The sequence below is a fragment of the Streptomyces sp. NPDC046465 genome, from assembly GCF_040646035.1.
Taxonomy (GTDB): domain Bacteria; phylum Actinomycetota; class Actinomycetes; order Streptomycetales; family Streptomycetaceae; genus Streptomyces.
On record NZ_JBEYZK010000025.1, the window covers coordinates 40015 to 62649 of the forward strand.

24 protein-coding genes are annotated in these 22635 nt (G+C 70.8%); 14 read left to right on the forward strand and 10 right to left on the reverse strand.

Annotated elements, in window-relative coordinates:
- Positions 1–30 precede the first annotated feature (30 nt).
- The 3 genes from ABZ953_RS31835 to ABZ953_RS31845 all read right to left on the reverse strand — a co-directional run bounded on the left by ABZ953_RS31835 (position 31) and on the right by ABZ953_RS31845 (position 1870).
- Positions 31–351 (reverse strand): heavy-metal-associated domain-containing protein, encoded by a 321-nt coding sequence (locus tag ABZ953_RS31835; protein ID WP_361731185.1) that lies wholly within the window; start codon positions 349–351, stop codon positions 31–33.
- 168 nt (positions 352–519) lie between these two features.
- A complete protein-coding gene (locus ABZ953_RS31840; RefSeq protein ID WP_055564500.1) occupies positions 520–717 on the reverse strand; it encodes a MerR family transcriptional regulator in 198 nt (65 codons plus the stop codon).
- A 253-nt stretch (positions 718–970) separates the two neighbouring features.
- Positions 971–1870 carry a sugar phosphate isomerase/epimerase gene (locus ABZ953_RS31845; protein ID WP_361731188.1) on the reverse strand — a complete coding sequence of 300 codons (900 nt, stop codon included), beginning with the start codon at positions 1868–1870 and terminating at the stop codon, positions 971–973.
- A 160-nt stretch (positions 1871–2030) separates the two neighbouring features.
- Here ABZ953_RS31845 and iolC point away from each other — a divergent pair, with 160 nt between their 5' ends.
- The 7 genes from iolC to ABZ953_RS31880 all read left to right on the forward strand — a co-directional run bounded on the left by iolC (position 2031) and on the right by ABZ953_RS31880 (position 10642).
- The gene (gene iolC / locus ABZ953_RS31850) at positions 2031–2984 is read left to right on the forward strand and encodes a 5-dehydro-2-deoxygluconokinase (RefSeq protein WP_361731191.1); all 954 of its coding nucleotides are present in this window, start codon (positions 2031–2033) and stop codon (positions 2982–2984) included.
- Between the two features lie 155 nt (positions 2985–3139).
- Positions 3140–4075 (forward strand): deoxyribose-phosphate aldolase, encoded by a 936-nt coding sequence (locus tag ABZ953_RS31855; protein ID WP_361731359.1) that lies wholly within the window; start codon positions 3140–3142, stop codon positions 4073–4075.
- A 45-nt stretch (positions 4076–4120) separates the two neighbouring features.
- Positions 4121–4933 carry a 5-deoxy-glucuronate isomerase gene (gene iolB / locus ABZ953_RS31860; RefSeq protein WP_361731194.1) on the forward strand — a complete coding sequence of 271 codons (813 nt, stop codon included), beginning with the start codon at positions 4121–4123 and terminating at the stop codon, positions 4931–4933.
- Positions 4930–6819, forward strand: coding sequence for a 3D-(3,5/4)-trihydroxycyclohexane-1,2-dione acylhydrolase (decyclizing) (gene iolD / locus ABZ953_RS31865; RefSeq protein ID WP_361731197.1), 1890 nt, complete (start codon positions 4930–4932; stop codon positions 6817–6819). The genes iolB and iolD overlap by 4 nt, the downstream gene beginning before the upstream one ends.
- 17 nt (positions 6820–6836) lie before the next feature.
- Complete coding sequence (gene mmsA / locus ABZ953_RS31870; protein ID WP_361731200.1) at positions 6837–8348, forward strand: CoA-acylating methylmalonate-semialdehyde dehydrogenase; 1512 nt, start codon at positions 6837–6839, stop codon at positions 8346–8348.
- Positions 8349–8455: 107 nt separating this feature from the next.
- The gene (locus ABZ953_RS31875; protein ID WP_361731203.1) at positions 8456–8827 is read left to right on the forward strand and encodes a 5-carboxymethyl-2-hydroxymuconate delta isomerase; all 372 of its coding nucleotides are present in this window, start codon (positions 8456–8458) and stop codon (positions 8825–8827) included.
- A 387-nt stretch (positions 8828–9214) separates the two neighbouring features.
- Complete coding sequence (locus ABZ953_RS31880) at positions 9215–10642, forward strand: APC family permease (protein ID WP_361731206.1); 1428 nt, start codon at positions 9215–9217, stop codon at positions 10640–10642.
- Positions 10643–10718: 76 nt separating this feature from the next.
- Here the strand turns inward: ABZ953_RS31880 and ABZ953_RS31885 are convergent, their stop codons facing one another.
- Both ABZ953_RS31885 and ABZ953_RS31890 read right to left on the reverse strand, forming a co-directional pair.
- Entirely contained in the window at positions 10719–11366 is a 648-nt protein-coding gene (locus ABZ953_RS31885; RefSeq protein WP_361731209.1) for a response regulator transcription factor, read from the reverse strand.
- Positions 11351–12610 (reverse strand): histidine kinase, encoded by a 1260-nt coding sequence (locus ABZ953_RS31890; RefSeq protein WP_361731212.1) that lies wholly within the window; start codon positions 12608–12610, stop codon positions 11351–11353. Before ABZ953_RS31890 ends, ABZ953_RS31885 begins: the two co-directional genes overlap by 16 nt.
- Before the next feature lie 173 nt (positions 12611–12783).
- On the opposite strand from ABZ953_RS31890, the gene ABZ953_RS31895 reads away from it, so the two are divergent.
- The 3 genes from ABZ953_RS31895 to ABZ953_RS31905 all read left to right on the forward strand — a co-directional run bounded on the left by ABZ953_RS31895 (position 12784) and on the right by ABZ953_RS31905 (position 16884).
- Entirely contained in the window at positions 12784–13230 is a 447-nt protein-coding gene (locus ABZ953_RS31895; protein ID WP_361731215.1) for a hypothetical protein, read from the forward strand.
- Positions 13231–13360: 130 nt separating this feature from the next.
- On the forward strand, positions 13361–16021 hold the full coding sequence (locus ABZ953_RS31900; protein ID WP_361731218.1) for an alpha/beta fold hydrolase: 2661 nt from the start codon (positions 13361–13363) through the stop codon (positions 16019–16021).
- Positions 16018–16884, forward strand: a complete 867-nt coding sequence (locus ABZ953_RS31905; RefSeq protein WP_361731221.1) for an ABC transporter permease — start codon at positions 16018–16020, stop codon at positions 16882–16884. The genes ABZ953_RS31900 and ABZ953_RS31905 overlap by 4 nt, the downstream gene beginning before the upstream one ends.
- A gap of 45 nt (positions 16885–16929) precedes the next feature.
- Here ABZ953_RS31905 and ABZ953_RS31910 read toward each other — a convergent pair whose 3' ends face one another.
- Together ABZ953_RS31910 and ABZ953_RS31915 are read right to left on the reverse strand one after the other, a co-directional pair.
- Positions 16930–17781, reverse strand: coding sequence for a helix-turn-helix transcriptional regulator (locus ABZ953_RS31910; RefSeq protein WP_361731362.1), 852 nt, complete (start codon positions 17779–17781; stop codon positions 16930–16932).
- 13 nt (positions 17782–17794) lie between these two features.
- Positions 17795–18544: a DUF6879 family protein gene (locus ABZ953_RS31915; protein WP_361731224.1), complete on the reverse strand. Its 750-nt coding sequence runs from the start codon at positions 18542–18544 to the stop codon at positions 17795–17797.
- Positions 18545–18798: 254 nt separating this feature from the next.
- On the opposite strand from ABZ953_RS31915, the gene ABZ953_RS31920 reads away from it, so the two are divergent.
- Positions 18799–19317, forward strand: coding sequence for a hypothetical protein (locus tag ABZ953_RS31920; RefSeq protein ID WP_361731227.1), 519 nt, complete (start codon positions 18799–18801; stop codon positions 19315–19317).
- Between the two features lie 67 nt (positions 19318–19384).
- Positions 19385–20047, forward strand: a complete 663-nt coding sequence (locus ABZ953_RS31925; RefSeq protein ID WP_361731230.1) for a class I SAM-dependent methyltransferase — start codon at positions 19385–19387, stop codon at positions 20045–20047.
- 22 nt (positions 20048–20069) lie between these two features.
- Here the strand turns inward: ABZ953_RS31925 and ABZ953_RS31930 are convergent, their stop codons facing one another.
- The 3 genes from ABZ953_RS31930 to ABZ953_RS31940 are packed head-to-tail and all read right to left on the reverse strand — an operon-like array spanning position 20070 to position 21353.
- The gene (locus tag ABZ953_RS31930) at positions 20070–20264 is read right to left on the reverse strand and encodes a DUF397 domain-containing protein (protein ID WP_361731232.1); all 195 of its coding nucleotides are present in this window, start codon (positions 20262–20264) and stop codon (positions 20070–20072) included.
- Positions 20265–20289: 25 nt separating this feature from the next.
- Positions 20290–20490 carry a DUF397 domain-containing protein gene (locus ABZ953_RS31935; protein ID WP_361731235.1) on the reverse strand — a complete coding sequence of 67 codons (201 nt, stop codon included), beginning with the start codon at positions 20488–20490 and terminating at the stop codon, positions 20290–20292.
- An 11-nt stretch (positions 20491–20501) separates the two neighbouring features.
- A complete protein-coding gene (locus ABZ953_RS31940; protein WP_361731238.1) occupies positions 20502–21353 on the reverse strand; it encodes a helix-turn-helix transcriptional regulator in 852 nt (283 codons plus the stop codon).
- Between the two features lie 223 nt (positions 21354–21576).
- Here ABZ953_RS31940 and ABZ953_RS31945 point away from each other — a divergent pair, with 223 nt between their 5' ends.
- Positions 21577–22005 (forward strand): ATP-binding protein, encoded by a 429-nt coding sequence (locus ABZ953_RS31945; RefSeq protein WP_361731241.1) that lies wholly within the window; start codon positions 21577–21579, stop codon positions 22003–22005.
- 152 nt (positions 22006–22157) lie between these two features.
- Positions 22158–22598, forward strand: coding sequence for a VOC family protein (locus tag ABZ953_RS31950; RefSeq protein WP_361731244.1), 441 nt, complete (start codon positions 22158–22160; stop codon positions 22596–22598).
- The last annotated feature ends 37 nt before the right edge of the window (positions 22599–22635 follow it).

The following is a 22635-nucleotide window of genomic DNA, read 5'->3' on the forward strand; positions in this document are numbered from 1 at the left end:
CAGGGCCCGGGGTACCCGGCAGGCTGCCGGTCAGGCCTTGACGCCGACGAGCTCGTAACCCGCCTCGTCGACGGCGGCGCGCACCGCGGCCTCGCCCAGCGGGGCCGCGGAGACCACGGTCACCTGGCCCGTGGACGCGACGGCCTTGACCGAGCCGACGCCCGCGATCTCCGAGATCTCCGCCGAGACGGCGCCCTCGCAGTGCCCGCAGGTCATCCCCGTCACCTCGTACACGGTGGTGACGGCGCCCTGCGGCGCCTCGGCGGCGTCGGAGTGGCAGGAACCGCTGGGGGAGCAGCAGGACCCGGTCGACTCGGACGCGGCCTGCGGGAGCTCGGTCTGGGCGCTCATGTCGTTCTCCTCGGGAGGGGTGTGTACGTGTGCGGCGTAGCGTGCAGGAGGGGGCCCCGGAGCCCCGGTGGCCTCCTGACACACTCGACACTATACCCCTAGGGGGTACTTCTCAATGAGCGGGGACCCGCCGTGGGCCTGCGGCGGACCCGCGGCGGACCCGTGGTCTCAGTCTCTGCGGCCCCGGTTGCCGGGCCGGGCCGCGACCCAGGCGCGGACGGTGTCCGCGTACCAATAGGGCTTGCCGCCCTCCACGTGGTCGGGGTCCGGCAGCAGACCGTGCTTGCGGTAGGAGCGCACGGTGTCGGGCTGCACACGAATGTGCGCGGCGATCTCCTTGTACGACCAAAGCCTGCGGTCGGTCATCAGTGGCACCTCCCTGCGCGCGTCCAGGGCGGCCCGAAAGGGCCGACGGGGGAGCTGGGCGCGGCGCGTGGCGATCACTCAGCCTGTGCCCGGTGAACGACGCTGAGTGACCGCAGGGGAGCGCCTGTAGACCGCCTGTGACGCAAGACCCGCGTACGTGAGACATGTGTGACAGGACGGGAGTGTTTGTGACAGAAGAGACGCATGCGGAGGGCGCGTTACCCCGGCGTGCGTGCGGTGCCCGACGCGGGCCCTAGGCGCCGCACGACCGCAGGAAGGAGCGGGTGCGGCGGGCGATCGGCAGGGGTCTGTCCGGCTCGCACGGGTACATGTCCTGCTCCACGATCGCGAAGAGCTCGACGCCCAGCTTCTGGGCGGCGGCCAGGACGGGCTCCAGGGCCGGCACCCCGGCGGGCGGCTCGCACATCACGCCGCGCGCCACCGCGGGCCCGAACGGCACCTCCTCGGCCCGTACCCCGGCCAGGACCGCCGGGTCCACCTGCTTGAGGTGCAGATAGCCGATGCGCTCGCCGTACGTCTCGATGAGCTTGACGCTGTCGCCGCCGCAGTACGCGTAGTGGCCGGTGTCCAGGCAGAGCGAGACGAGGCCGGGGTCGGTGGCGTCGAGGAAACGGGTGACGTTCTCCTCGCTGTCGATGTGGGTGTCCGCGTGCGGGTGGACCACGACGCGCAGGCCGTACCGCTCGCGGACCTCGTGGGCCAGGCGCTCGGTCTGGGTGGTCAGTTCGCGCCATTGTGCGGGCGTGAGGACGCGGTCCTCCAGGACCTCGCCGGTCTTGTCGTCGCGCCAGAAGGAGGGGATGACGACGAGGTGCTCGGCCCCCATGGCCTGCGCGAGCGCGGCGTTGTCCGCGACGTGCGCCCAGGTCTTCTCCCAGACGGCGGGGCCGTGGTGCAGGCCCGTGAAGACCGTGCCCGCGGACACCTTGAGGCCGCGGCGGGCGGTCTCCTCGGTCAGTGTGGCCGGGTCGGTGGGCAGATAGCCGTACGGGCCGAGCTCGATCCACTCGTATCCGGAGTCCGCGACCTCGTCGAGGAAGCGGCGCCAGGGGACCTGTCGCGGGTCCTCGGGGAACCACACGCCCCACGAGTCGGGCGCCGAACCGATCCGGATGCGAGACAGCGTCGTCATATCAGCCAGACTCCAGGCCGTCTCGGAAGAGTGTCAAGCAGTCGTCCGAATGTAAGGACAAAATGTTGACAGGGTTCCTGGGGCGGGATTAGACCTGGGGGCACACGAACGCGATGAGCACGAACGCGGTGAGCACGAACGCGATGAAGGGGCGTGCAGGGTGTCCGATCCGTACGACGTCATCACGATGGGCCGGATCGGGGTGGACCTGTATCCCCTGCAGGCGGGGGTGCCGCTGGCCGAGGTGACCGCGTTCGGGAAGTTCCTCGGCGGCTCGGCCAGCAACGTCGCGGTCGCCGCGGCCCGCCTCGGGCGCCGCGTCGCCGTCGTCACCCGCACCGGCGAGGACCCCTTCGGGGAGTATCTGCACGGAGCGCTGCGGGAGTTCGGGGTCGACGACCGCTGGGTGAGCGCGGTCGCGGGGCTGCCGACGCCGGTGACCTTCTGCGAGATCTTCCCGCCGGACGACTTCCCGCTGTACTTCTACCGGCTGCCGAAGGCGCCCGACCTGGAGATCTACGAGGGCGAGCTCGACCTCGACGCCATCGCGGCGGCACGGATCTTCTGGATGACCGGGACGGGGCTGTGCGCGGAGCCGAGCCGGACCGCGACGCTGGCGGCGCTGGCCGCGCGGTCGGAGGGCGTCACCGTGTTCGACCTCGACTGGCGGCCCATGTTCTGGGCCGACCCCGCGCAGGCGCGGCCCCACTACGAGGCGGCCCTCGCGCACGCCACCGTCGCCGTCGGCAACCTCGACGAGGTGGAGATCGCCACGGGGGTGCGCGAACCTCGCGCGGCGGCACGGGCGTTGCTCGACGCCGGGGTCGAACTGGCCGTCGTCAAGCAGGGCCCCGGGGGAGTGCTCGCGATGAACAGGGCGGGGGAGGCGGCGCAGGTGCCGCCCCTACCGGTCGAGGTCCTCAACGGGCTCGGTGCGGGGGACGCGTTCGGCGGGGCGCTGTGTCATGGGCTCCTTGCGGGGTGGGAGCTCGAACGGATCATGCGGTACGCGAATGCGGCGGGGGCGATCGTGGCTTCTCGGTTGGAGTGTTCTTCCGCCATGCCGTTTGCTGGCGAGGTCGCCTTGGCGGTGGCTTCGGGGGCGGTCACGTGAATCCGGGCGTCGACCGGGGTGGCCGTTCGCGGGGCTCTGCCCCGGACCCCGCTCCTCAATCGCCGGAGGGGCTGAAATATGCGCCGGAGCCCGCTCCTCAATCGCCGGAGGGGCTGAAGTATGCGCCGGAGCCCGCTCCTCAATCGCCGGAGGGGCTGAAGTATGCGCCGGAGCCCGCTCCTCAATCGCCAGGGCTGAAATATGGGCTGCAGCCTGTAGACGTCGGGGCGCTCGTGCGTACGCGGGCTCGGTGTCCCGGAGCCATCGCCGAAGCCGCCGGGCGGCGTGCGCGGCGGGAGTTGCTCGGGGGGAGTGGGCGGCTCATGATCATCGCTGCCGATCATCCCGCTCGCGGCTCGCTCGGGGTCGGGCGGGACCCGCTTGCCATGGCCAACCGGCGGGACCTTCTCGAACGGCTCTGTCTCGCCTTGTCAAGGCCCGGTGTCGACGGGGTGCTCGCCAGTGCCGATGTTCTTGAGGACCTGCTGCTCCTCGGTGCTCTCGACGGCAAGGTCGTCATGGGGTCGATGAACCGCGGGGGGCTTGCCGGGGCCGTCTTCGAGATGGACGACCGGTTCACCGGGTACCGGCCCGAAGACATCGAGCGGCTCGGGTTCGACGCGGGCAAGCTGTTGTTGCGCGTCGACTACGACGACCCCGGCTCGCTGACCACCCTGCACTCCGCCGCCCGCGTCGTCGACGCCATGGCCGAGCGCCGCCTTCCGGTCTTCGTCGAGCCGTTCCTCGCCGGGCGCGAAGGCCCGGGTCCGCCCCGCAACGACCTGAGCGCGGACGCCGTCATCCGGTCCATCGCCATCGCGTCCGGTCTCGGCGGCACCTCCGCGTACACCTGGCTGAAGGTCCCCGTCACCGAGAACCCCGACGACATGGCCCGCGTCATGGAGACCTCGACGCTGCCCGCCGTGCTGCTCGGCGGCGACGTCGGGGGCGATCAGGACGCCGCGTACGAGAAGTGGCGCGGCGCCTTGCAGTTGCCCACCGTGCAGGGTCTCGTCGTGGGCAGGACGCTGCTGTATCCGCCCGACGGCGACGTGGCGGGGGCGGTCGACACCGCCGTGGGGCTGCTTTAGCGGGGCAGGCTGGGCACGTGGGGTGGAAGAGGCTGGGAGGCCCATATGACGTACGTACCGAAAGGGAGTGCGGCCGACGGTCCGTATGCCCTCTCCATCGACCCGAAGCGGGCCGGTTGGACCTACTCGCAGCTGCGCGTCGTCGAGATCGAACCGGGCGGGCGGCACTCCTTCACCACCGGCGGGAGTGAATGGATCGTGCTCCCGCTGACCGGCGGCTGTACGGTGCAGACAGCAGACGGGATCATCGAACTGCTGGGCCGCGAGAGCGTGTTCAGCGGAGTCTCCGACTTCGCTTACGTGCCGCGTGATGCCCGGATCCAGATCGCCTCCGGCGCGGGAGGCCGCTTCGCCCTGGCAGGAGCGAAGTGCGAGCGTCGACTCCCCGCCCGCTACGGCTCCGCGCCGGAGGTACCAGTGGAGCGCCGCGGCAGCGGCGGCACCGCCCGCGAAGTGCGCAACTTCGCCTCCGCGGACGCCTTCGAGTGCGACCGCCTGATCGCCGTCGAGGTCATCACGCCCGGCGGCAACTGGTCCTCGTACCCGCCCCACAAGCACGACGAGCACCGCCCCGGCGTCGAGGCGGAGCTGGAGGAGATCTACTACTTCGAGATCGAGGCACGAGGCGGCCGTGCGGGAATGGGGTACCAGCGGGTGTTCCCGTCCCGGGCGGGCGGCACCGACGTCCTCGCCGAGGTCCGCACCGGGGACGCCGTCCTGGTGCCCGACGGCTGGCACGGCCCGTCCGTCGCCCAGCCGGGACACGCGATGTACTACCTGAATGTGATGGCGGGTCCGGGCGAGGAGCGGGAGTGGCGGATCTGCTTCCACCCGGACCACACGGAGGGATATCGATGACGGGGACCCCGAAGGGCAGCGTCAGGCTCACCACCGCGCAGGCGCTGGTGCGCTTCCTGGCCCGGCAGTTCACCGAACGGGACGGCGTCAGACAGCGGCTGATCGGCGCGACCTGGGGCATCTTCGGGCACGGCAACGTGGCGGGCATCGGGCAGGCGCTCGTGGAGCACGCCGACGAGATGCCCTTCCACCAGGGCCGCAACGAGCAGGCCATGGTGCACGCCGCCGTCGGGTACGCCCGCCAGAGCGGACGGCTCTCCGCGCACGCCGTCACCACGTCGATCGGGCCCGGCGCCACCAACCTCGTCACCGGCGCCGCGCTCGCCACCGTCAACCGGCTGCCCGTCCTGCTGCTGCCCGGCGACACCTTCGCGGCCCGGCCCGCCGACCCGGTCCTCCAGCAGCTCGAAGTCCCGTACGCGGGCGACGTATCGGTCAACGACTGTCTGCGCCCGGTGTCGAAGTACTTCGACCGCGTGAGCCGCCCCGAGGCGCTGATCCCCGCCGCGCTCGCCGCGATGCGGGTGCTCACCGACCCCGCGGAGACCGGCGCGGTCACCCTCGCCCTGCCGCAGGACGTGCAGGCGGAGGCGTACGACTGGCCTGCGGAGTTCTTCGCCGAGCGGGTGTGGGGCGTCCGAAGGCCTGCGCCCGACCCGTGCGAACTGGCCGCCGCCGCGGCCGCGGTGCGCGAGGCCAGGCGCCCCCTGATCGTCGTCGGTGGCGGCGTCCACCACAGCGCCGCCGAGGACGCCCTGCGGGAATTCGCCGAGGCGACCCGCATCCCGGTCGCCGCCACCCAGGCGGGCAAGGGCTCCCTGAGCCACGACCACCCGGCGGACGTCGGCGGCATCGGCCACACCGGGACGGCCACCGCCGACGAGCTGGCCCGCACCGCCGACCTGGTGATCGGCGTCGGCACCCGCTACAGCGACTTCACCACCGCGTCCGGCACCCTCTTCGAGGCGTCCGGAGTGCGCTTCCTCAACCTCAACATCACGCCCTTCGACGGCCACAAGATGGCGGGTGTCCCCCTGATCGCCGACGCGCGCGCCGGACTCGAAGCGCTCACCGAGGCGCTGCGCGGCCACCGCGTCGAGCCCGCGTACGCCGTCGAGTACAGCGACGACAAGGAGCGCTGGGAGCAGCGCGTCGACGCCGCGTTCCAGGCGGACGAGCCGGACATACGGCCCACGCAGGTCCAAGTCATCGGGCTTCTCGATGAGTTGGTGGACGAGCAGGACATCGTCATCAACGCCGCCGGGTCGCTCCCCGGTGATCTGCACAAGCTGTGGAGGGCCCGTTCGCCGCGCCAGTACCACGTCGAGTACGGCTACTCCTGCATGGGATACGAGATCCCCGCGTCCATCGGCGTCGCGCTCGCCGCGCCCGGCAGGCCCGTGTGGGCGCTGGTCGGCGACGGCACGTATCTGATGAATCCGACGGAGCTCGTCACCGCCGTCCAGGAGAACATCCCCATCAAGGTCGTCATCCTGCAGAACCACGGCTACGCCTCCATCGGCGGCCTCTCGGAGTCCGTGGGCGGCGAGCGGTTCGGCACCGCGTACCGCTTCCGGGCGCCGGACGGGACGTACACCGAGGGTCCGCTGCCCGTCGATCTCGCGGCGAACGCGGCCTCGCTCGGGATGCGCGTCCTGCGCGCCAAGACCGTCCGTGACCTGCGCGGGGCGCTGCGCGAAGCGCGGGGGGCAGACCGTCCCACATGTGTCTATGTGGAGACGGAAACGGCAGACACAGTGTCGGGCCCGCCCCCGGCACAGGCGTGGTGGGATGTGCCCGTGGCCGAGACCGCGACCCGGGAATCCGCGGTCAAGGCCAGAGAAGAGTACGACCGGCACGTCGCTGCCCGACGCCGCCACCTGTGAGAGTAGGGATGCTTGTCATGACGAAGACCGTCAATCACTGGATCGGTGGAAAGCCCGTCGAGAGGGCTGCGGGCGCGTCCGGTACGTACGGCTCGGTCACCGACCCGGCGACCGGCGCCGTCACGACGCGGGTCGCGTTCGCGTCGGTGGACGAGGTGGACGCCGCCGTCGCCGCCGCCCGCGAGGCCTTCGCGACCTGGGGCACGTCCTCGCTCGCCAAGCGCACCGCGATCCTCTTCAAGTTCCGCGCGCTGCTCGACGCCAACCGCGACGCGATCGCCGAGCGGATCGTCGCCGAGCACGGCAAGGTCCACTCGGACGCGCTCGGCGAGGTCGCCCGCGGCCTGGAGATCGTCGACCTGGCCTGCGGCATCACCGTGCAGCTGAAGGGCGAGCTGTCGACGGAGGTGGCCTCGCGCGTGGACGTGGCGTCCATCCGCCAGCCGCTCGGCGTCGTCGCGGGCATCACGCCCTTCAACTTCCCCGCCATGGTGCCGATGTGGATGTTCCCGCTGGCCATCGCGTGCGGCAACACCTTCGTGCTCAAGCCGAGCGAGAAGGACCCGTCCGCCGCGATGAAGATCGCGGAGCTCCTGAGCGAGGCCGGTCTGCCCGACGGCGTCTTCAACGTCCTGCACGGTGACAAGGTGGCCGTGGACCGCCTCCTTGAGCACCCGGACGTCGCTGCCGTCTCCTTCGTCGGCTCCACGCCCATCGCCCGGCACATCCACGCCACCGCCTCCGCCAACGGCAAGCGCGTACAGGCGCTCGGCGGCGCCAAGAACCACATGCTGGTGCTGCCCGACGCCGACCTGGACGCGGCCGCCGACGCCGCCGTCTCCGCCGCCTACGGCTCCGCGGGCGAGCGCTGCATGGCGATCTCGGCCGTCGTCGCGGTCGGCGCGATCGGCGACGAGCTCGTCGCGAAGATCAAGGAGCGCGCCGAGCAGATCAAGATCGGCCCCGGCAACGACCCGGCGTCCGAGATGGGCCCGCTCATCACCGCCGCCCACCGCGACAAGGTCGCCTCGTACGTCACGGGTGCCGCGGCCGAGGGCTGCGAGGTCGTGCTGGACGGCACGGGTTACACGGTGGAGGGCCACGAGGACGGCCACTGGATCGGCCTCTCGCTGCTCGACCGCGTCCCGACGACCGCCAAGGCCTACCAGGACGAGATCTTCGGCCCGGTCCTGTGCGTGCTGCGCGTCGACACGTACGAGGAGGGCGTGGCGCTCATGAACGCCTCGCCGTTCGGCAACGGCACCGCCATCTTCACCAGGGACGGCGGCGCGGCCCGCCGCTTCCAGCTGGAGATCGAGGCGGGCATGGTCGGCGTGAACGTGCCGATCCCGGTGCCGGTGGGCTACCACTCCTTCGGTGGCTGGAAGGACTCGCTCTTCGGCGACCACCACATCTACGGAAACGACGGCACGCACTTCTACACGCGCGGCAAGGTCGTCACCACGCGCTGGCCGGACCCCTCGGACGCCCCGGCCGGCGTCGACCTCGGTTTCCCGCGCAACCACTGAGCCGATCTCCCCTTCATCGGCTCCAGAGCCCCCGGCCCGTCGGCCGGGGGCTCAGCCGTTGGTTCACCGTTCTACGATGTGTGTGCACTACATGGAAGGCCGTGAGCATGCCGCACATCGACATCGACTACGCCGACACCCTGTCCGGCGTCCTGGACCTGCCCGCCCTCGTGGCGGAGCTGCATCCCCTGGTCGTGGAGCGGGTGGACTCGGTCGGGGTGGGAAAGACCTTCTGCCGCCCGGCGGCCGCCTTCGTGGACGGCAGGCCGGGAGCGCCCTTCCTGCACGTCACCGTGGGGCTCCTCGCGGGGCGCACGCGCGGCGTGAAGGCCGCACTCTCCCACGACGTGCTCGCGCTGCTCGACAAGCACCTGTCCGGGGTCGAGGGCGCGACGTACTCGGTGGAGGTCCGGGACCTCGACCCCTCGTACCGGCTGTACCCGACCCACTCGGGGGCGGCGAGGGAGTCGACGCACTGACGGGAGCCACTCCGTCACCGAGTGTGGAGCGGGGCCGTCCGGATTCCGGACGGCCCCGATTCTTTTTTGACGCCGTCCTTGCGGTTCCCGTGCACAGGGCGCAATTCGGGCAACGAATGCCACCGCGTTCATACGCCTGCAATATCAAGGTCATTCTTCGTGCAGGCATGTTCATTGCGACCCATGGGGGCAAACTCTTGGGAAAGTGAGGCTACTTGGGGATCTTCGCGGCTGCGGATTCCGTAGGTGGACGACCGTTGACGTGCCGGTTGCCGCCGGGGTTCGATGACGCGCCGGGAGCCACCGAAACACCAGCTCATCAGCCCTTCGGAGGCGATAGCGCTCCCGCCGTACTCCTGCCGCACGAGTCGATCGGAATCGCGCTCCATGACGGATACGCTTCGCCCGCTCCAGTCCGCCGCCACCGAGGCCCCCTCGGCGCCGGTGGCCGTCCCGGGGGACCCCCAGAAGCTCAAGCGCTCCATCGGCGTCGTCGGCGGCACCCTCCTCACGCTGTCGTGCGTGACGCCCGCCTCCACGCTCTTCGTCGTCGTCCCCGACCTCTTCTCCTCGCTCGGCACCGCCACCGCGCTCACCATCGCGATCGGCTCCCTGATCTGCGTCGGCGTCGCGTTCTGCTACTCGGAGCTCGGCACGCTCATCCCCAGCGCGGGCGGCGAGTACGCGATGGTCTCGACGATGGCGGGACGCCTCGCGGGCTGGCTGGTCTTCGTCCTCTCCCTGCTCGTCGTGATGATCGTGCCGCCGGTGATCGCCATGGGTACGGCGGACTACCTGACCCCGGTCATCCACCTCGACCCCTCCTACGCGGGCGCGGGCGTCATGATCCTCGCCACCCTCGCGGGCCTGCTCGACCTGCGCGCCAACGCGTGGATCACCGGCATCTTCCTGGTCCTGGAAGTCATCGCGGCAGGAGTGGTGGCCGTCCTCGGCTTCACCCACGCCGAGCGGGGCGCGGGCAGCCTGGCCGACCTCTCCGTGGCGGGCTCGGGCCCCGGTGGCGTCGACACGGTCACCGCCATGCTGATCGTCTCCGGCCTCGCCATCGCCCTCTTCGTCACGCAGGGCTTCTCCACGGCCGTCTACCTCTCCGAGGAGCTGGAGAACCCGCGCCGCAACGTCGCACGCACCGTCCTCGCCACCCTCGCCATCTCCACCGTGATCATCCTGGTGCCGGTCGTCGCGATCACCATGGGCGCCGAGAGCCTGTCCGCCCTGACCGAGGGCGACATCAGCGCCATGGTGACGGCCTGGTCCAACTCGGCGGTCGGCACGTTCGTCAGCCTCTGCGTCGCCCTCGCGATCATCAACGCGGGCATCGTCATGGTCATCCAGAACTCCCGCGTCCTGTTCGCCTCGGCACGGGACAAGGCGTGGCCCTCACCCGTGAACAAGGGCCTGTCGAAGCTCGGCGCGTCCGGCGCCCCCTGGGTGGCCACGCTCCTGGTGGGCGTCCCCGGCGCGCTCCTGTGCTTCGTCAACCTGGACACGCTGTACGGCGTGACCGGCGTCTCCGTGACCGGCATGTACCTGCTCGTCGCGGTCGCCGCGCTGCTCGGCCGCCGCGGCTCGCACCGGCACGGCTCGGCCTGGCGGATGCCGCTGTGGCCCGCGGTGCCCGTGGTGCTGATCGCGGTGCTCGCGTACGTACTGAGCCAACAGGAGGCGGAGTACCTCGTCTGGACGGGCGGCATCGTGGTGGCGGCCACCTTGTACTGGGCGCTGTACCTGCGGCCGCGGCGGGAGACGCGGTGGCTGGTGACGGTGCCCTCCGAGGGCGCGGACGGGGTCTGAGTCGCCCCCCCGTACCCGTGGCTCGGTTCAACACCGGCTTCGCCGAGTTCGTCCTCAAGCGCCGGACGGGCTTTGACTACGCCTCGTTCAAGTAGGTGAGGACCGCCCTTACCCGGCGGTTGCTGTCGTCGTCGTCACTGAGGCCGAGCTTGCCGAACATGGACGTCGTGTACTTGCCGATCGCGCTGTCGCTGAGGAAGAGGCGGCGGCCGATGGCCTGGTTGGAGAGCCCCTCGGCCATGAGGCCGAGGACGGAGCGCTCGCGTTCGGTCAGCCGGTCAAGGCCACGGCCCGGGGAGCCCGCGGAGAGCAGCTTCGCGATGACGGCCGGGTCCATCGCGGTCCCGCCCGCCGCGACGCGCTCCAGGGAGCCGATGAACTGCTCGGCGTCGAACACGCTCTCCTTGAGGAGATAGCCGACCGCCCCGGAACCGTCGGCAAGGAGCTCGCGCGCGTACAACTGCTCGACGTGCTGGGAGAGTACGAGGACCGGCAGGCCGGGCATCTCGCGGCGGGCGGCGAGCGCCGCGCGCAGCCCCTCGTCCGTCTGCGTCGGCGGCATGCGGACGTCGATGACGGACACGTCGGGGCGCCACGTCCGCAGCGCGTCGAGCGTCTCGGGCCCGGTGGCCGCGGTCGCGACGACCTGGTGCCCGCACGCCTCGATCAGGCGGACCATCCCGTCACGCAGGAGGTAGAGGTCTTCGGCTACAACGATTCGCATGGCACCGTCATCCTCACACGGGTCGGGCCGCCCACCGGACTGGCGATCTCCACCGTGCCGTCGAAGACGGCGAGACGGCCGCGCAGGCCCGCGAGCCCGCCGCCGGGCCGCGCGTCGGCGCCGCCCCGGCCGTCGTCCTCGACCTCCACGACGATGCCGACACCGTCATGGGTGAGCGAGACGCCCGCCCGGGACGCCCCGGCGTGCCGGACCGCGTTGGTGAGCAGCTCGGCGACGCCGAAGTAGACGGCCGACTCGACCGGCGGCTCCAGGCGCAGTCCGTCGTCGGCGCCGACCGTCACGTCGAGCGGGACGTCCAGGGCGAGCGCGCGGACGGCGTCCACGAGGCCGCGCTCGGTGAGTACGGGCGGGCTGATGCCCTGGACCAGTTCGCGGAGTTCGGCCAGCGAGGCGGCGGCGCCCACCCGGGCGTCCCGCATCAGCGCACGGGCCTGCTCGGGGTCGGACGCCATCAGCATCTCCGCGGTGGCGAGGGAGAGACCGAGCCCGACCAGGCGGGCCTGCGCCCCGTCGTGCAGGTCCCGTTCGATGCGGCGGATCTCGGCGGCCTGCGCGACGGTCGTGTCCGCACGCTGGACGGTCAGTTCGGCCACCCGGTCCGCCAGCGCCATCGCGGGCGACGGGCGCAGGAAGCGGACGGCCACCGGCTCGACGGGCCGCCAGGCGTACGGCGCCGCGGCGACGGCCACCGCGAGGCCGAGCGCCCCTACGGGCAGCGCGACCCGCCCCGTCATGCCGAGAGCGACGACGGCCGCCGCCACACCGGCCGCCGGGAGGCAGGCGACCAGGCCCGCAGTGCACGGCAGGACGGCCATGAAGCGCAGGTCGCGCCAGTTGGCCGGGTCGCGCCAGCGGACCCGCGTCTTCTGGTCGAGGAGGGCGTCGCGGCTGGTGCGTTCGTAGCCGAAGCCGTTCCACCAGTACCCGGTGGACATCCGCGTCACGGGCCCGGCCTGCCGGTAACCGGCGGGGATGGCCGTGCCCGTCCACCGCGCGACGAGAGCGCGGATCGCCCGGCAGACGGGGCGGGCCAGGCCGAGCGTGCCCACGCACACCAGGACGAGCGGCGCGAGCCACGACCACGGGTTGGCCGCGCCCCACGCGATCCCCAGCGCCACAGCGGCGGCCCACACGGCCGGGACCAGCATGCTGACGACCGCCACGGCGCACGACCGCACGAACCCCACACCGACGCACGCCGCCCGTGCCTTCAGCTGATCCATGACCCTCTTCCTCCGCCTTCCTCCGCCATCTCCACCGGACGTCCGGGGTGCCCCCACTCTGCACCGGCCGACCCGCGCCACCGCCCCGATCGGCCGGGGAGTGGGGCTTGCCCCACCCCTCCGTGGGCCCAGACGCATACCGGTCCGTAGGGGCGCTCCATAGCGTCAAGGGCATGGAGACCCGAGAAGCCCCCGACGCCCGACGAGAAGCCCCCGACGCCCGACGAGGAGCCCCCGAAGCCACCCGGCAAGCCTTCGGCGCGGCCGCGAACAGCATCAGAATCTGTGCGGCGCTCAGTACCGTCGCCCTCCTGGCCGTCGTCGCGGTGGCGGGCAGCGGCCACATGGTGAACACGTTCATGTGGGTCAGGGCGGTCCTGCTGCCCGTGGTCGCGGTGCTGATGCACCGGCTGACCCTCGCCGCCTCCCGCGGCTCCCGCCGCGCCTTCGAGCGCGTGCGCACCCTCGCCGTCGTCATGCCGGTCGCCATCATCGCCGTCGACCTGATCCCGGGCGTCTGCCCGCCCTGGTACGCGGCGGCGCAGGTCATCTGCATGCTGCCCGTCATCCGGGTCGCGCTCCTCCTGCGGAACCCGGCGCTGCGCGCACATCGCGGCTGACCGAGTCGACCGAGGGGAATCCGTACAGCGAGCGCGGTACGCGGGGCGCGGAGTCTACTCCCGGGGGAGGCGGCCGGGTTCAGACCGGCGGCTGCCCCGGTTGTCGTACCGCGCCCGTACCTTTGACAGCATGGATCTACGACTGCCCAGGCCCAGGTTCCCCGTGCCGCGCGGTCCGCGCAGGCTGCTCGCCGCCGCGGCCGCCGTCGCGGTGCTCGCCGGCGTGGGCACCTGGTCGGCGGCGGCCGCCTCGGACGACGCCCCGGCAGTGCACCGCTCGGACCGCATGATCGACACCGGCGGCGCCCGCATCGACACCTCGTACTTCACGGCCGGTGACCCGGACACCAAGCGCCCCGCCGTCCTCATCGGCCACGGCTTCGGCGGCAGCAAGAACGACGTGCGCGCCCAGGCCGAAGACCTGGCCAAGGACGGGTACGCCGTCCTGACCTGGTCCGCGCGCAGCTTCGGTAAGTCCACCGGCAAGATCGGGCTCAACGACCCCAAGGGCGAGGTCGCCGACGCCTCCAAGCTGATCGACTGGCTGGCCGCCCGCCCCGAAGTGCGGCTGGACAAGAAGGGCGACCCGCGCGTGGGCATGACGGGTGCCTCGTACGCGGGGGCGGTCTCGCTGCTCACCGCCGGGTACGACCGGCGGGTGGACGCGATCGCCCCGCAGATCACGTACTGGAACCTCGCGGACGCGCTGTTCCCCGACGGCGTCTTCAAGAAGCTGTGGGCCGGCCTCTTCATCAACACCGGTGGCGGCTGCGACCGGTTCGAGCAGAAGCTGTGCGCCATGTACGAGCGGGTCGCCGAGGCCGGCAAGCCGGACGCCGCGGCGCGCGACCTGCTCACCGAGCGCAGCCCGGTCGCGGTCGCCGACCGCATCAAGGTGCCGACGTTCCTCGCCCAGGGCCAGACCGACTCGCTCTTCCCGCTCACCCAGGGCGACGCCATCGCCAAGGGGATCCGCGCGAACCACGCCCCCGTCTCCGTCGACTGGATCGCGGGCGGCCACGACGGCGGTGACCGCGAGACGGGCCGTGTGGAGGGCCGCGTCAACGACTGGTTCGACCGCTATCTCAAGGACGACAAGAACGCCGACACCGGACCCGCGTTCCGGATCACCCGCACCGGAGGCCTCGACTCCACCAACGGCGCGGCCCGCACACGGGGCGCCAGCGGCGATGTGTACCCCGGCCTGGAGAGCGGCCGCCACCCCGTGCACCTGCGCGGACGCGAGCAGAGCTTCGACAACCCGGCCGGCGCGAACCCGCCCGCCATCTCCGGCCTCCCCGGCGTCGGCGGCGGCCGCCTCTCCCAGTTCGCCTCGCTCGGCGTCGGCGTCTCCGTGGACTTCCCCCGCCAGCACGCCAGGTTCGACTCGGCGCCGCTCCGCAAGGACCTGCGGATCACCGGCACGCCGACCGTCCGGGCCCACGTGAAGTCCACGTCCGGCGACGCGGTGCTGTTCACGAAGGTGTACGACGTCGGGCCCGACGGCAAGCAGCAGGTCCTGCCCTCCCAACTCGTCTCTCCCGTACGGGTGGCCGACGCCGGGCAGGGCAAGGACGTCGAACTGCGCATGCCCGCCGTCGACCACAAGGTCCAGAAGGGCCACCGCCTGCGCCTCGTGGTCGCCTCCACCGACCTCGGCTTCGCGTCACCGGCCAAGCCCGCCAAGTACACCGTCTCCCTCAAGGGCGACCTCCAGGTGCCGACGGCGCCCGGCGTCGAGACCGCCGCCGCGCCGCTGCCCTCCTGGGTGTGGTGGCTGCCCGCCACCGGCGCCGTGCTCGCCCTCGGCCTGCTCGTCACCGCCCGCAGGCGGACCAGCGCACCCGCACCCGACCCGGACCTCGCCGAAGTGCCGCTCCGCATCACCGACCTGAGCAAGCGGTACGCCAGGTCCAGCGACCGGTACGCGGTCAAGGACGTCTCCTTCACCGTCGAGAAGGGCCAGGTCCTCGGCCTCCTCGGGCCCAACGGCGCGGGCAAGACCACCACCCTGCGCATGCTCATGGGCCTGATCCGGCCCGACGCGGGCGAGATCCGCGTCTTCGGCCAGGCCATCCGCCCTGGCGCCCCCGTCCTCTCCCGGGTCGGCGCGTTCGTCGAGGGCGCGGGCTTCCTGCCGCACCTCTCCGGCCGCGAGAACCTGGAGCTGTACTGGAAGGCGACCGGCCGCCCGGCCGGGGACGCCCACCTGGAGGAGGCCCTCGACATCGCCGGGCTCGGTGACGCCCTGGCCCGCGCCGTGCGCACGTACTCGCAGGGCATGCGGCAGCGCCTCGCCATCGCCCAGGCCATGCTCGGCCTGCCGGACCTGCTGATCCTCGACGAGCCGACGAACGGCCTCGACCCGCCGCAGATCCGCGAGATGCGCGAGGTCATGATCCGGTACGCGCGCGGCGGCCGCACCGTCATCGTCTCCAGCCACCTCCTCGCCGAGGTCGAGCAGTCCTGCACGCACCTGGTCGTCATGGACCGCGGCCGCCTCGTCCAGGCGGGCCCGGTCGCCGACATCATCGGCTCCGGGGACACCCTCCTGGTCGGCCTCGCAGCCGAGATCCCGGACCCGCTGGTCGAGAAGGTCGCCGCCCTGCCCGGCGTCGCGTCGGCGGTCCGCGCGGACGACGGCCTGCTCGTACGGCTCGACGGCACCGAGCAGGCGAGCGCCGTGCGGCTGCTGCCCGAACTGGTCCGTCTCGACGTGCCCGTGGAATCCATGGGGCCGCACCGCCGCCTCGAAGACGCGTTCCTGACCCTGATCGGAGGCACCGCATGAGCGCCCCCACCCTGGAGCGGTCGACCGCGCCCGGCTACCGCGCGAGCCGCACGCTGCCCCTGCGCGTCGAGGCCGTCCGCCAGCTCAAGCGGCGCCGCACGCTCGTGATGGGCGCGATCATGGCGCTCCTGCCGGTCGTGCTCGTCATCGCGTTCGCCGTCGCGGGCGGCTCACCCGGCGCCCGCAACGGCAACGTGACGTTGATGGACACGGCCACCGCGTCCGGCGCCAACTTCGCCGCGACCTGCCTGTTCGTATCGGCGGGCTTCCTGCTGGTCATCCCGGTGGCGCTCTTCTTCGGAGACACCGTCGCCTCCGAGGCGAGCTGGTCCTCGCTGCGCTATCTGCTCGCCGCGCCCGTGCCGAGAGTCCGGCTGCTCTGGTCCAAGATGGCCGTCGCGCTCGGCCTGAGCGCCGCCGCGATGGTGCTCCTTCCGCTCGTCGCGCTGGCGGTCGGCACGGTGGCGTACGGCTGGGGGCCGCTGGACATCCCGACCGGCGGCCAGCTCCCCGCGGGCACGGCACTCCAGCGCCTCGTGATCGTCGTCGCGTACATCTTCGTCTCCCAGCTGGTCACCGGCGGCCTGGCGTTCTGGCTCTCGACGAAGACCGACGCCCCGCTCGGCGCGGTCGGCGGCGCGGTCGGCCTGACGATCGTCGGGAACGTCCTCGACGCGGTGACGGCGCTCGGCAGCTGGCGCGACTTCCTCCCCGCCCACTGGCAGTTCGCCTGGGCCGACGCCATCCAGCAACAGCCCGAATGGTCCGGCATGATCCAGGGCTCGGCGATCTCGGTGACGTACGCGATGGTGCTGTTCGCGCTGGCGTTCCGGGTGTTCGCGCGGAAGGACGTGGTCAGTTGAGGTGGGGGTGGGGCCGGGGGGCGGGGGCTGTCATGTCGGGCCATCTCACCCCGCACCGAGGGCACGCCGCGCCGAGGCGATGATGTGGTGTGCCTCGGCGCCGTACACGGCAGACTCGCGCAGGGTGCTCCAGGTCTTTCCGTACAGGGCGATGCTCTCTGCGTCATCGAGCCAGAGTTCGGCGTGCCAGTCCTCGACGGCGACGACGCGGTCGTCGAGGATCGAGAAGGAGTTCGCGGGCGAGATTTTCAGTGCCGCCGACAGGGGAACCACCCCCAGCTCCACGGTGTTCATCCCGATGGCACCGGCCAGCCTGTCCAGTTGGGACGCGAGTACCGAGGGTGGGCAGATGAGCGCTCGCAGCGCGGGTTCCCATACGACGGCGCGCAGGTGATGGCCCGCCTCGTACAACCACTCCTGTCGCCGCATCCGGACGAGCACGGCTTCTTCGGTGTCCGCTGCGGAGCCATGGAGCTGTGCATAGCGTGTCAGCACGGCCTGCGCGTAGGCGGCTGTCTGGAGCAGGCCCGGGACGGTGGACTCCTCCCATACGCGGATGGTGCGGGAGCGGGCTGTCTCCGCCGCCCAGTACTCCTGCACGGCCTGTTGCCCGGACGCGAGCTGGCGGCGCCATGAGCGGATCCGTGTCTCGAACCCGGCGAGGTGGCTCACGAGTTCGGGGAGGGCCTCTGCCTGCCCGGTGCCTTCGGCCCACGCCCGCAGGTCTGCTCGCGTGGCGGTCTGCCGCCCGTGCTCCAACTTGCTGACCTTCGAGACAGGCCAGTCCAGTGCGTCGGCCAGCTGCGTACTGGTGATCTGTCCCCCCGGGGCGGTGTACCGCAGTCCCCTCAGACGCACGCCCAACGCCTCCCGGGCCTGCTGATAGTCGGTCACCAGTACCTTCCTGCTTCTACTCTGCTGCGGCCACCTGCGCCGCGAGGCGCTCGTACGGGACGGCGTGATGCGTCGCTGTGTCCCGTGCGATGGAGTACCGCACCACTTCGGCGGGCTCCGTCTTGACCTCGTAACTGGCCAGTTCGTCGGCGTCGTTGAAGTGCAGCACCACCACCAGACGCGCATCGAAGATCCAGAAGTCCTCTTCGAGCAGCCGGATCCGCTGCGCGTCCTCGCGCCACAGGCAGCCGACGGCCTCGCCGGTGGCGGCGTTGCAGGCGGCGTAGCCGAGAAGGTAGCGCTGCCCGTCGGTGGGCGGGTTGTCCACGACGCGCACCCGGCCGATGGCTTTACCCGCGTCGGCCTGGCGCCGGATGGTCCGGTGCCACTCGCCGGCCATGTCCTCTTCCCATGCCACGATGCCGGTCCTGAGGAATTCCTCGAATGTCTCGTCGCGGTCCGAGGCGTAACCCTTCCGGGTCTCCAGGTGCCACGCACTGTGCTCGAAATCCCGGAAGAGGCGGGCAAACTCGGTCTTGTCGATCAGCTTGGGCACGGCGTCGGCCTCCTTGGGGCCCCAGTTCACGAGAAGCTCGCGCGGCACGACGACGGCCGCGTCCCTGGGGCCGAAGTGATGCAGCTGGGCGAGGTCGTCCGGGTCGGTCAGCGGCCTGCCCTGCACCACGACCTCTTGTGTGTCGGTGCTTTCGTGGAGGGCCGGGCAGTCGCCGATCTTGCTGTCGGTGCCGGTGAAGCGCAGTCGCATGTCGTGATCCCTTCATGGCGTCGGGTCACCTCAGGATGTGCGAGCTGCTGTTCACAGGCCACAGCGTGCAACCGAGGCTATGAGAAATGACGAGAAAAGCAATCGGCCGGTGAGAAAAATCGAGCAAGGACGCCGTGCGGTCCAGCCTGCCGTCTCTAGCGTCCTGTTCATGGCCACACCCGTCGAGGCAGGTGAGGACGGCCCACTCCGGTTGCAGAGCCCCTGCCCATCCCTTCGAGAAGGAGGAAGACAGCATGACCATCCTCGATGCGGACCCGGTTGTCACAGCGAGCCGAGACCCACGCGAACTCCTCAACGCGGTTCGGCCGTACGTAAAGGAGTGCACCTACAACGTTCTTGTCGCTCCCGGAAATGAGGGCGACCTGTGGGACCGTGAGATCGCGCTGCTCATGCGTGACAACACGCTGACCCGCTCATGGGCGGCGGAGATCCTGCGCAATGCGGTGATGTATCTGATCACTGCCATGGAGCGGCCGGACCTGCACATCGGAGTCGGCAGGATCGTGGACATGGGGGTGCACCAGATCATCCTCGACAGTCCCGTGTACTTCGCTTTCTGCGAGGTCTACAACGGTAAGCGGGGCGGCGGGTACAAGCACCATGCGCCGCTCGTGCAGCGGCGTACCGACGGCCTTGTGCTCCGTACCGCCGATGTCATCCGGGGGCGGGGCTTCGAACCGAGTGAAGACCTGTGGGAGACGGACGGCGCCGACTGCTCGCCGTGCGACGACAAAGTGCCCGACAGTCACTGATCGCCAAGAGCGCCCGCGCCGAGTGGCGGCGGGCGCTCACTCTGACCCACTGCGAAGGAACCACGCCGTGCCCGTACCTCACGACATCGCCGCAGAGGCCGAGCTCTGGGACGCCTACGCGGAGTCCGCGTTCAAGAGCGACGCCGAACCCGTCTTCAACTGGACGCAGTACGCCGGGCACGGGCCTGGGCCCGAGCTGCTCGGGAGGCCGACGAGCGTCCTGGAGATCGGGTGCGGTACGGGACGCGCCCTGGCCTCGCTCGCGCAGCGCGGCACCACCGCCCGGGGGGTCGACCTTTCGCCGGTCATGGTCAAGAAGTGCGGCGATCGGTGGGCGGGGACGGGGGCACAGTTCGAGTGCGGCGAGGTGCTCGATTTTCTGCGCGAGGACACCCGGACGTACGACGCGGTCTACTCGATCTTCGGTGCCGCCTGGTTCGCAGACCCGAGCAGGCTGTTCCCGCTGGTGCGTGAGCGTCTGGCTCCTCGCGGAGTGTTCGTGTTCAGCCAGCCTCCCGCGATCCCCGGCGCGTACGGTCCGCAGGGCATGTACAAGGGAGGCTTCGCGGGAAAGGCGATGTTCACCTACCGCTACAGCTACAAGCCCGCCGTCTGGGAGCGGCTGCTCCTGCGCGCCGGGTTCACCGACGCTGAGGCAGTGGTGCTGGGTGCGCCCGAGCCGGGACACATCGGGACGCTTGTCGTGCGTGCGGGGACGGCCGTGGGCTGACTCTCCCTCTCGGGGACGGCGCTCAGTGGTCTCCACCCCGCGTTTTCACGCTGCGTATGAACGCGGCGAGTTGGGCGGGGGAGGTGGACAGTTCCGTGTCGTGGGATTCGCTTTCGCGGAGGCGGATGGTTCCGGGCGTAGCGGTGAGCTCCACGTAGTCAGGGGCGTCGCCGCCGCCGGAGTACGAGGACTTCTGCCATACGGTGTCCTGCGCCATGTCCGTGCCTTTCACATGCCGTCGTCTACGGGCGGCTCCCGATCCGTGTCTTCACGCTGCGCAGGAGGGCGGCGAGTTGGGCGGGGGAGGTGGATAGCTCCGTGTCAGGGACTTCGCTTTCACGGAGGCGGATGATGCCGCCGGTGGCAGCGGTGAGCTCCACGCAGTTGGGGGCGTCTTCGTCGCTGGAGAATGAGGATTTCTGCCACATGGGGGCCATTGCCATGACGGGGCCTTTCAGGTGTTCTTCGCCAGCCGGTGAATGAAGTTCCTCGACTCTACGGGGTCCAGGGCGGCCCCTTCCACGTCGTTGATCACCTGTCGATACCGGGCGAGCTGTGCCTCGGCATCCATGTATCTCGCGCCGTGCGCGGTGTCCAACAGCACTGTGTCCAGGGTCGGTACGGAACCACCCGCAAGCAACATCGGATTGCCGATCCGCGTGAAACCGTCAACGTCAAACGGCACCACTCGAACGGAGACGCGAGGGCGTTCCGACTGCTTCACGATGTGCAGCAGTTGCCTCTGGGACGCCTCGCGATTCGCGACTCTGACACGCAATGCCGCTTCATGGATCACTACTTCGTAGCAGAACGGCTCTTCCCTGGCGAGCACCGTATGCCGGGCCAGGCGGAACCTCACGCGTGCCTCTAGCTGGTCGCTCGGAAGTCGCGCTGCGGAGGAAGAGTAGATCGCCCGAACGTGCTCCTCGGTCTGCAACAGGCCGGGGATGTGCACACTCTCGAACGACCTCAAGTACGCCGCGTGGTGTTCCAGTTCCGCCAAGTCCAGGAAATCCTGAGGGAGCATGCGGCGGTGCGTCTCCCACCAGCCGCGCACTCTTTCGCCAGTCATCGCTACCAGGGCGTTGACCAATGCGGTGTCCTCACAAGCGTATTGGCCGACGAGGAGCCGTACGCGGTCGGCGCTCGTCGCGACGCGCCCCGACTCCATGCTCGATAGCTTCCCCTCGTTGACCCCTGCGGCGCGAGCCGCGTCCCGAAGTGACATTCCTGCCCGCTCCCTGAGTCTGCGCAGCTCCTTGCCCAGGCGCTCTTGTCGTGCCGTGACGGTGACCCTGGCTGCCATGTGCGCCCGCTTTCAAGGTAGTTAACGAAGCCATCGTAGGGGGGAAGCTTGACCGTGGTCCAGTTTTACCCCTACCGTCAGTGACGCAACGCACACGCTGCGAAATCGCCGGGATCCCGGAAGCGCACCACCCCGTCATGCCAGGACGGCCGTGACACTGCCACCGCCCGCACCCGGCATCGCGGCGCCTCCACCGCCCCCTCACCTCGCCCGGAGCACCGCCATGCCGGAATCACCCGGAGACCGAGCCGCCGCCCCCGAACCCTGGGAGTACACCCTCTACGTCCCGCACGACCTCCGCGCCGTCACCATCTGCCGCCGTACCCTCCGCCTCATCCTGGCCGCCCACGGCCTGCCCCACCTCTGCGAGGCCGCCGAGCTCCTCGCCACCGAGCTGGTCAGCAACGCCCTGTGCCACACCAAAGGTCCCGCCGCCCTCCGGCTGCGCTGGGCGGGCAGCGGCCGGCTGCTCCGCATCGGGGTGTGGGACGCCGACCCGAGGCCACCCCTCCCGGCCGCCCCCGCCCCGCACGCCGAGCAGGGCCGAGGCCTCGCTCTCGTGCGGTCCTGCGCCGACGGATGGGGCTGGTATCCGCTCACGGACGCGGGGGACAGCGGCAAGTACGTGTGGTGCGAGCTGGCTGCCGCGTAGCCGTAGCGAGACTCGCAACAGCCCGAACGGCCCGGGACGTGGTCAGCTGAGTCCACGGATGTCGAGAACGTGAGATCGGCTCCGTCCCAGGGACATCAGGACTTCAGCGGCCACCACCGGCCGTGCACGCAAGCCAGAGGGAGAACACCAGCATGGCGATTCAGCGGATGGACAACGTAGGCATCGTCGTTGAGGACCTGGACGCCGCCGTCGCGTTCTTCGTGGAACTCGGTCTGGAGCTGGAAGGCAGGGCGGAGGTCCAGGGCCCCGTCGCCGACCAGTGCACCGGGCTCGACGGCGTCCACTGCGAGATCGCGATGGTCCGTACTCCGGACGGGCACAGCCGGCTCGAACTGGCGAGGTACCTCAGCCCCGCGGCGACCCGCACCGAGCCGCGCGACCAGCCGCACAACATCCTGGGCACGCACCGCGTCATGTTCGCCGTCGACGACATCGAGGACACCGTCGCCCGCCTGCGTCCGCACGGCGCCGAACTCCTCGGCGAGATCGCCCGGTTCGAGGACAGCTACCTGCTCTGTTACGTGCGCGGCCCCGAGGGCGTCATCGTCGGGCTGGCCGAGCAACTGGGCTGAGACACGGGCCGGGCACGGCCTCCGCGTAGCCGTACCG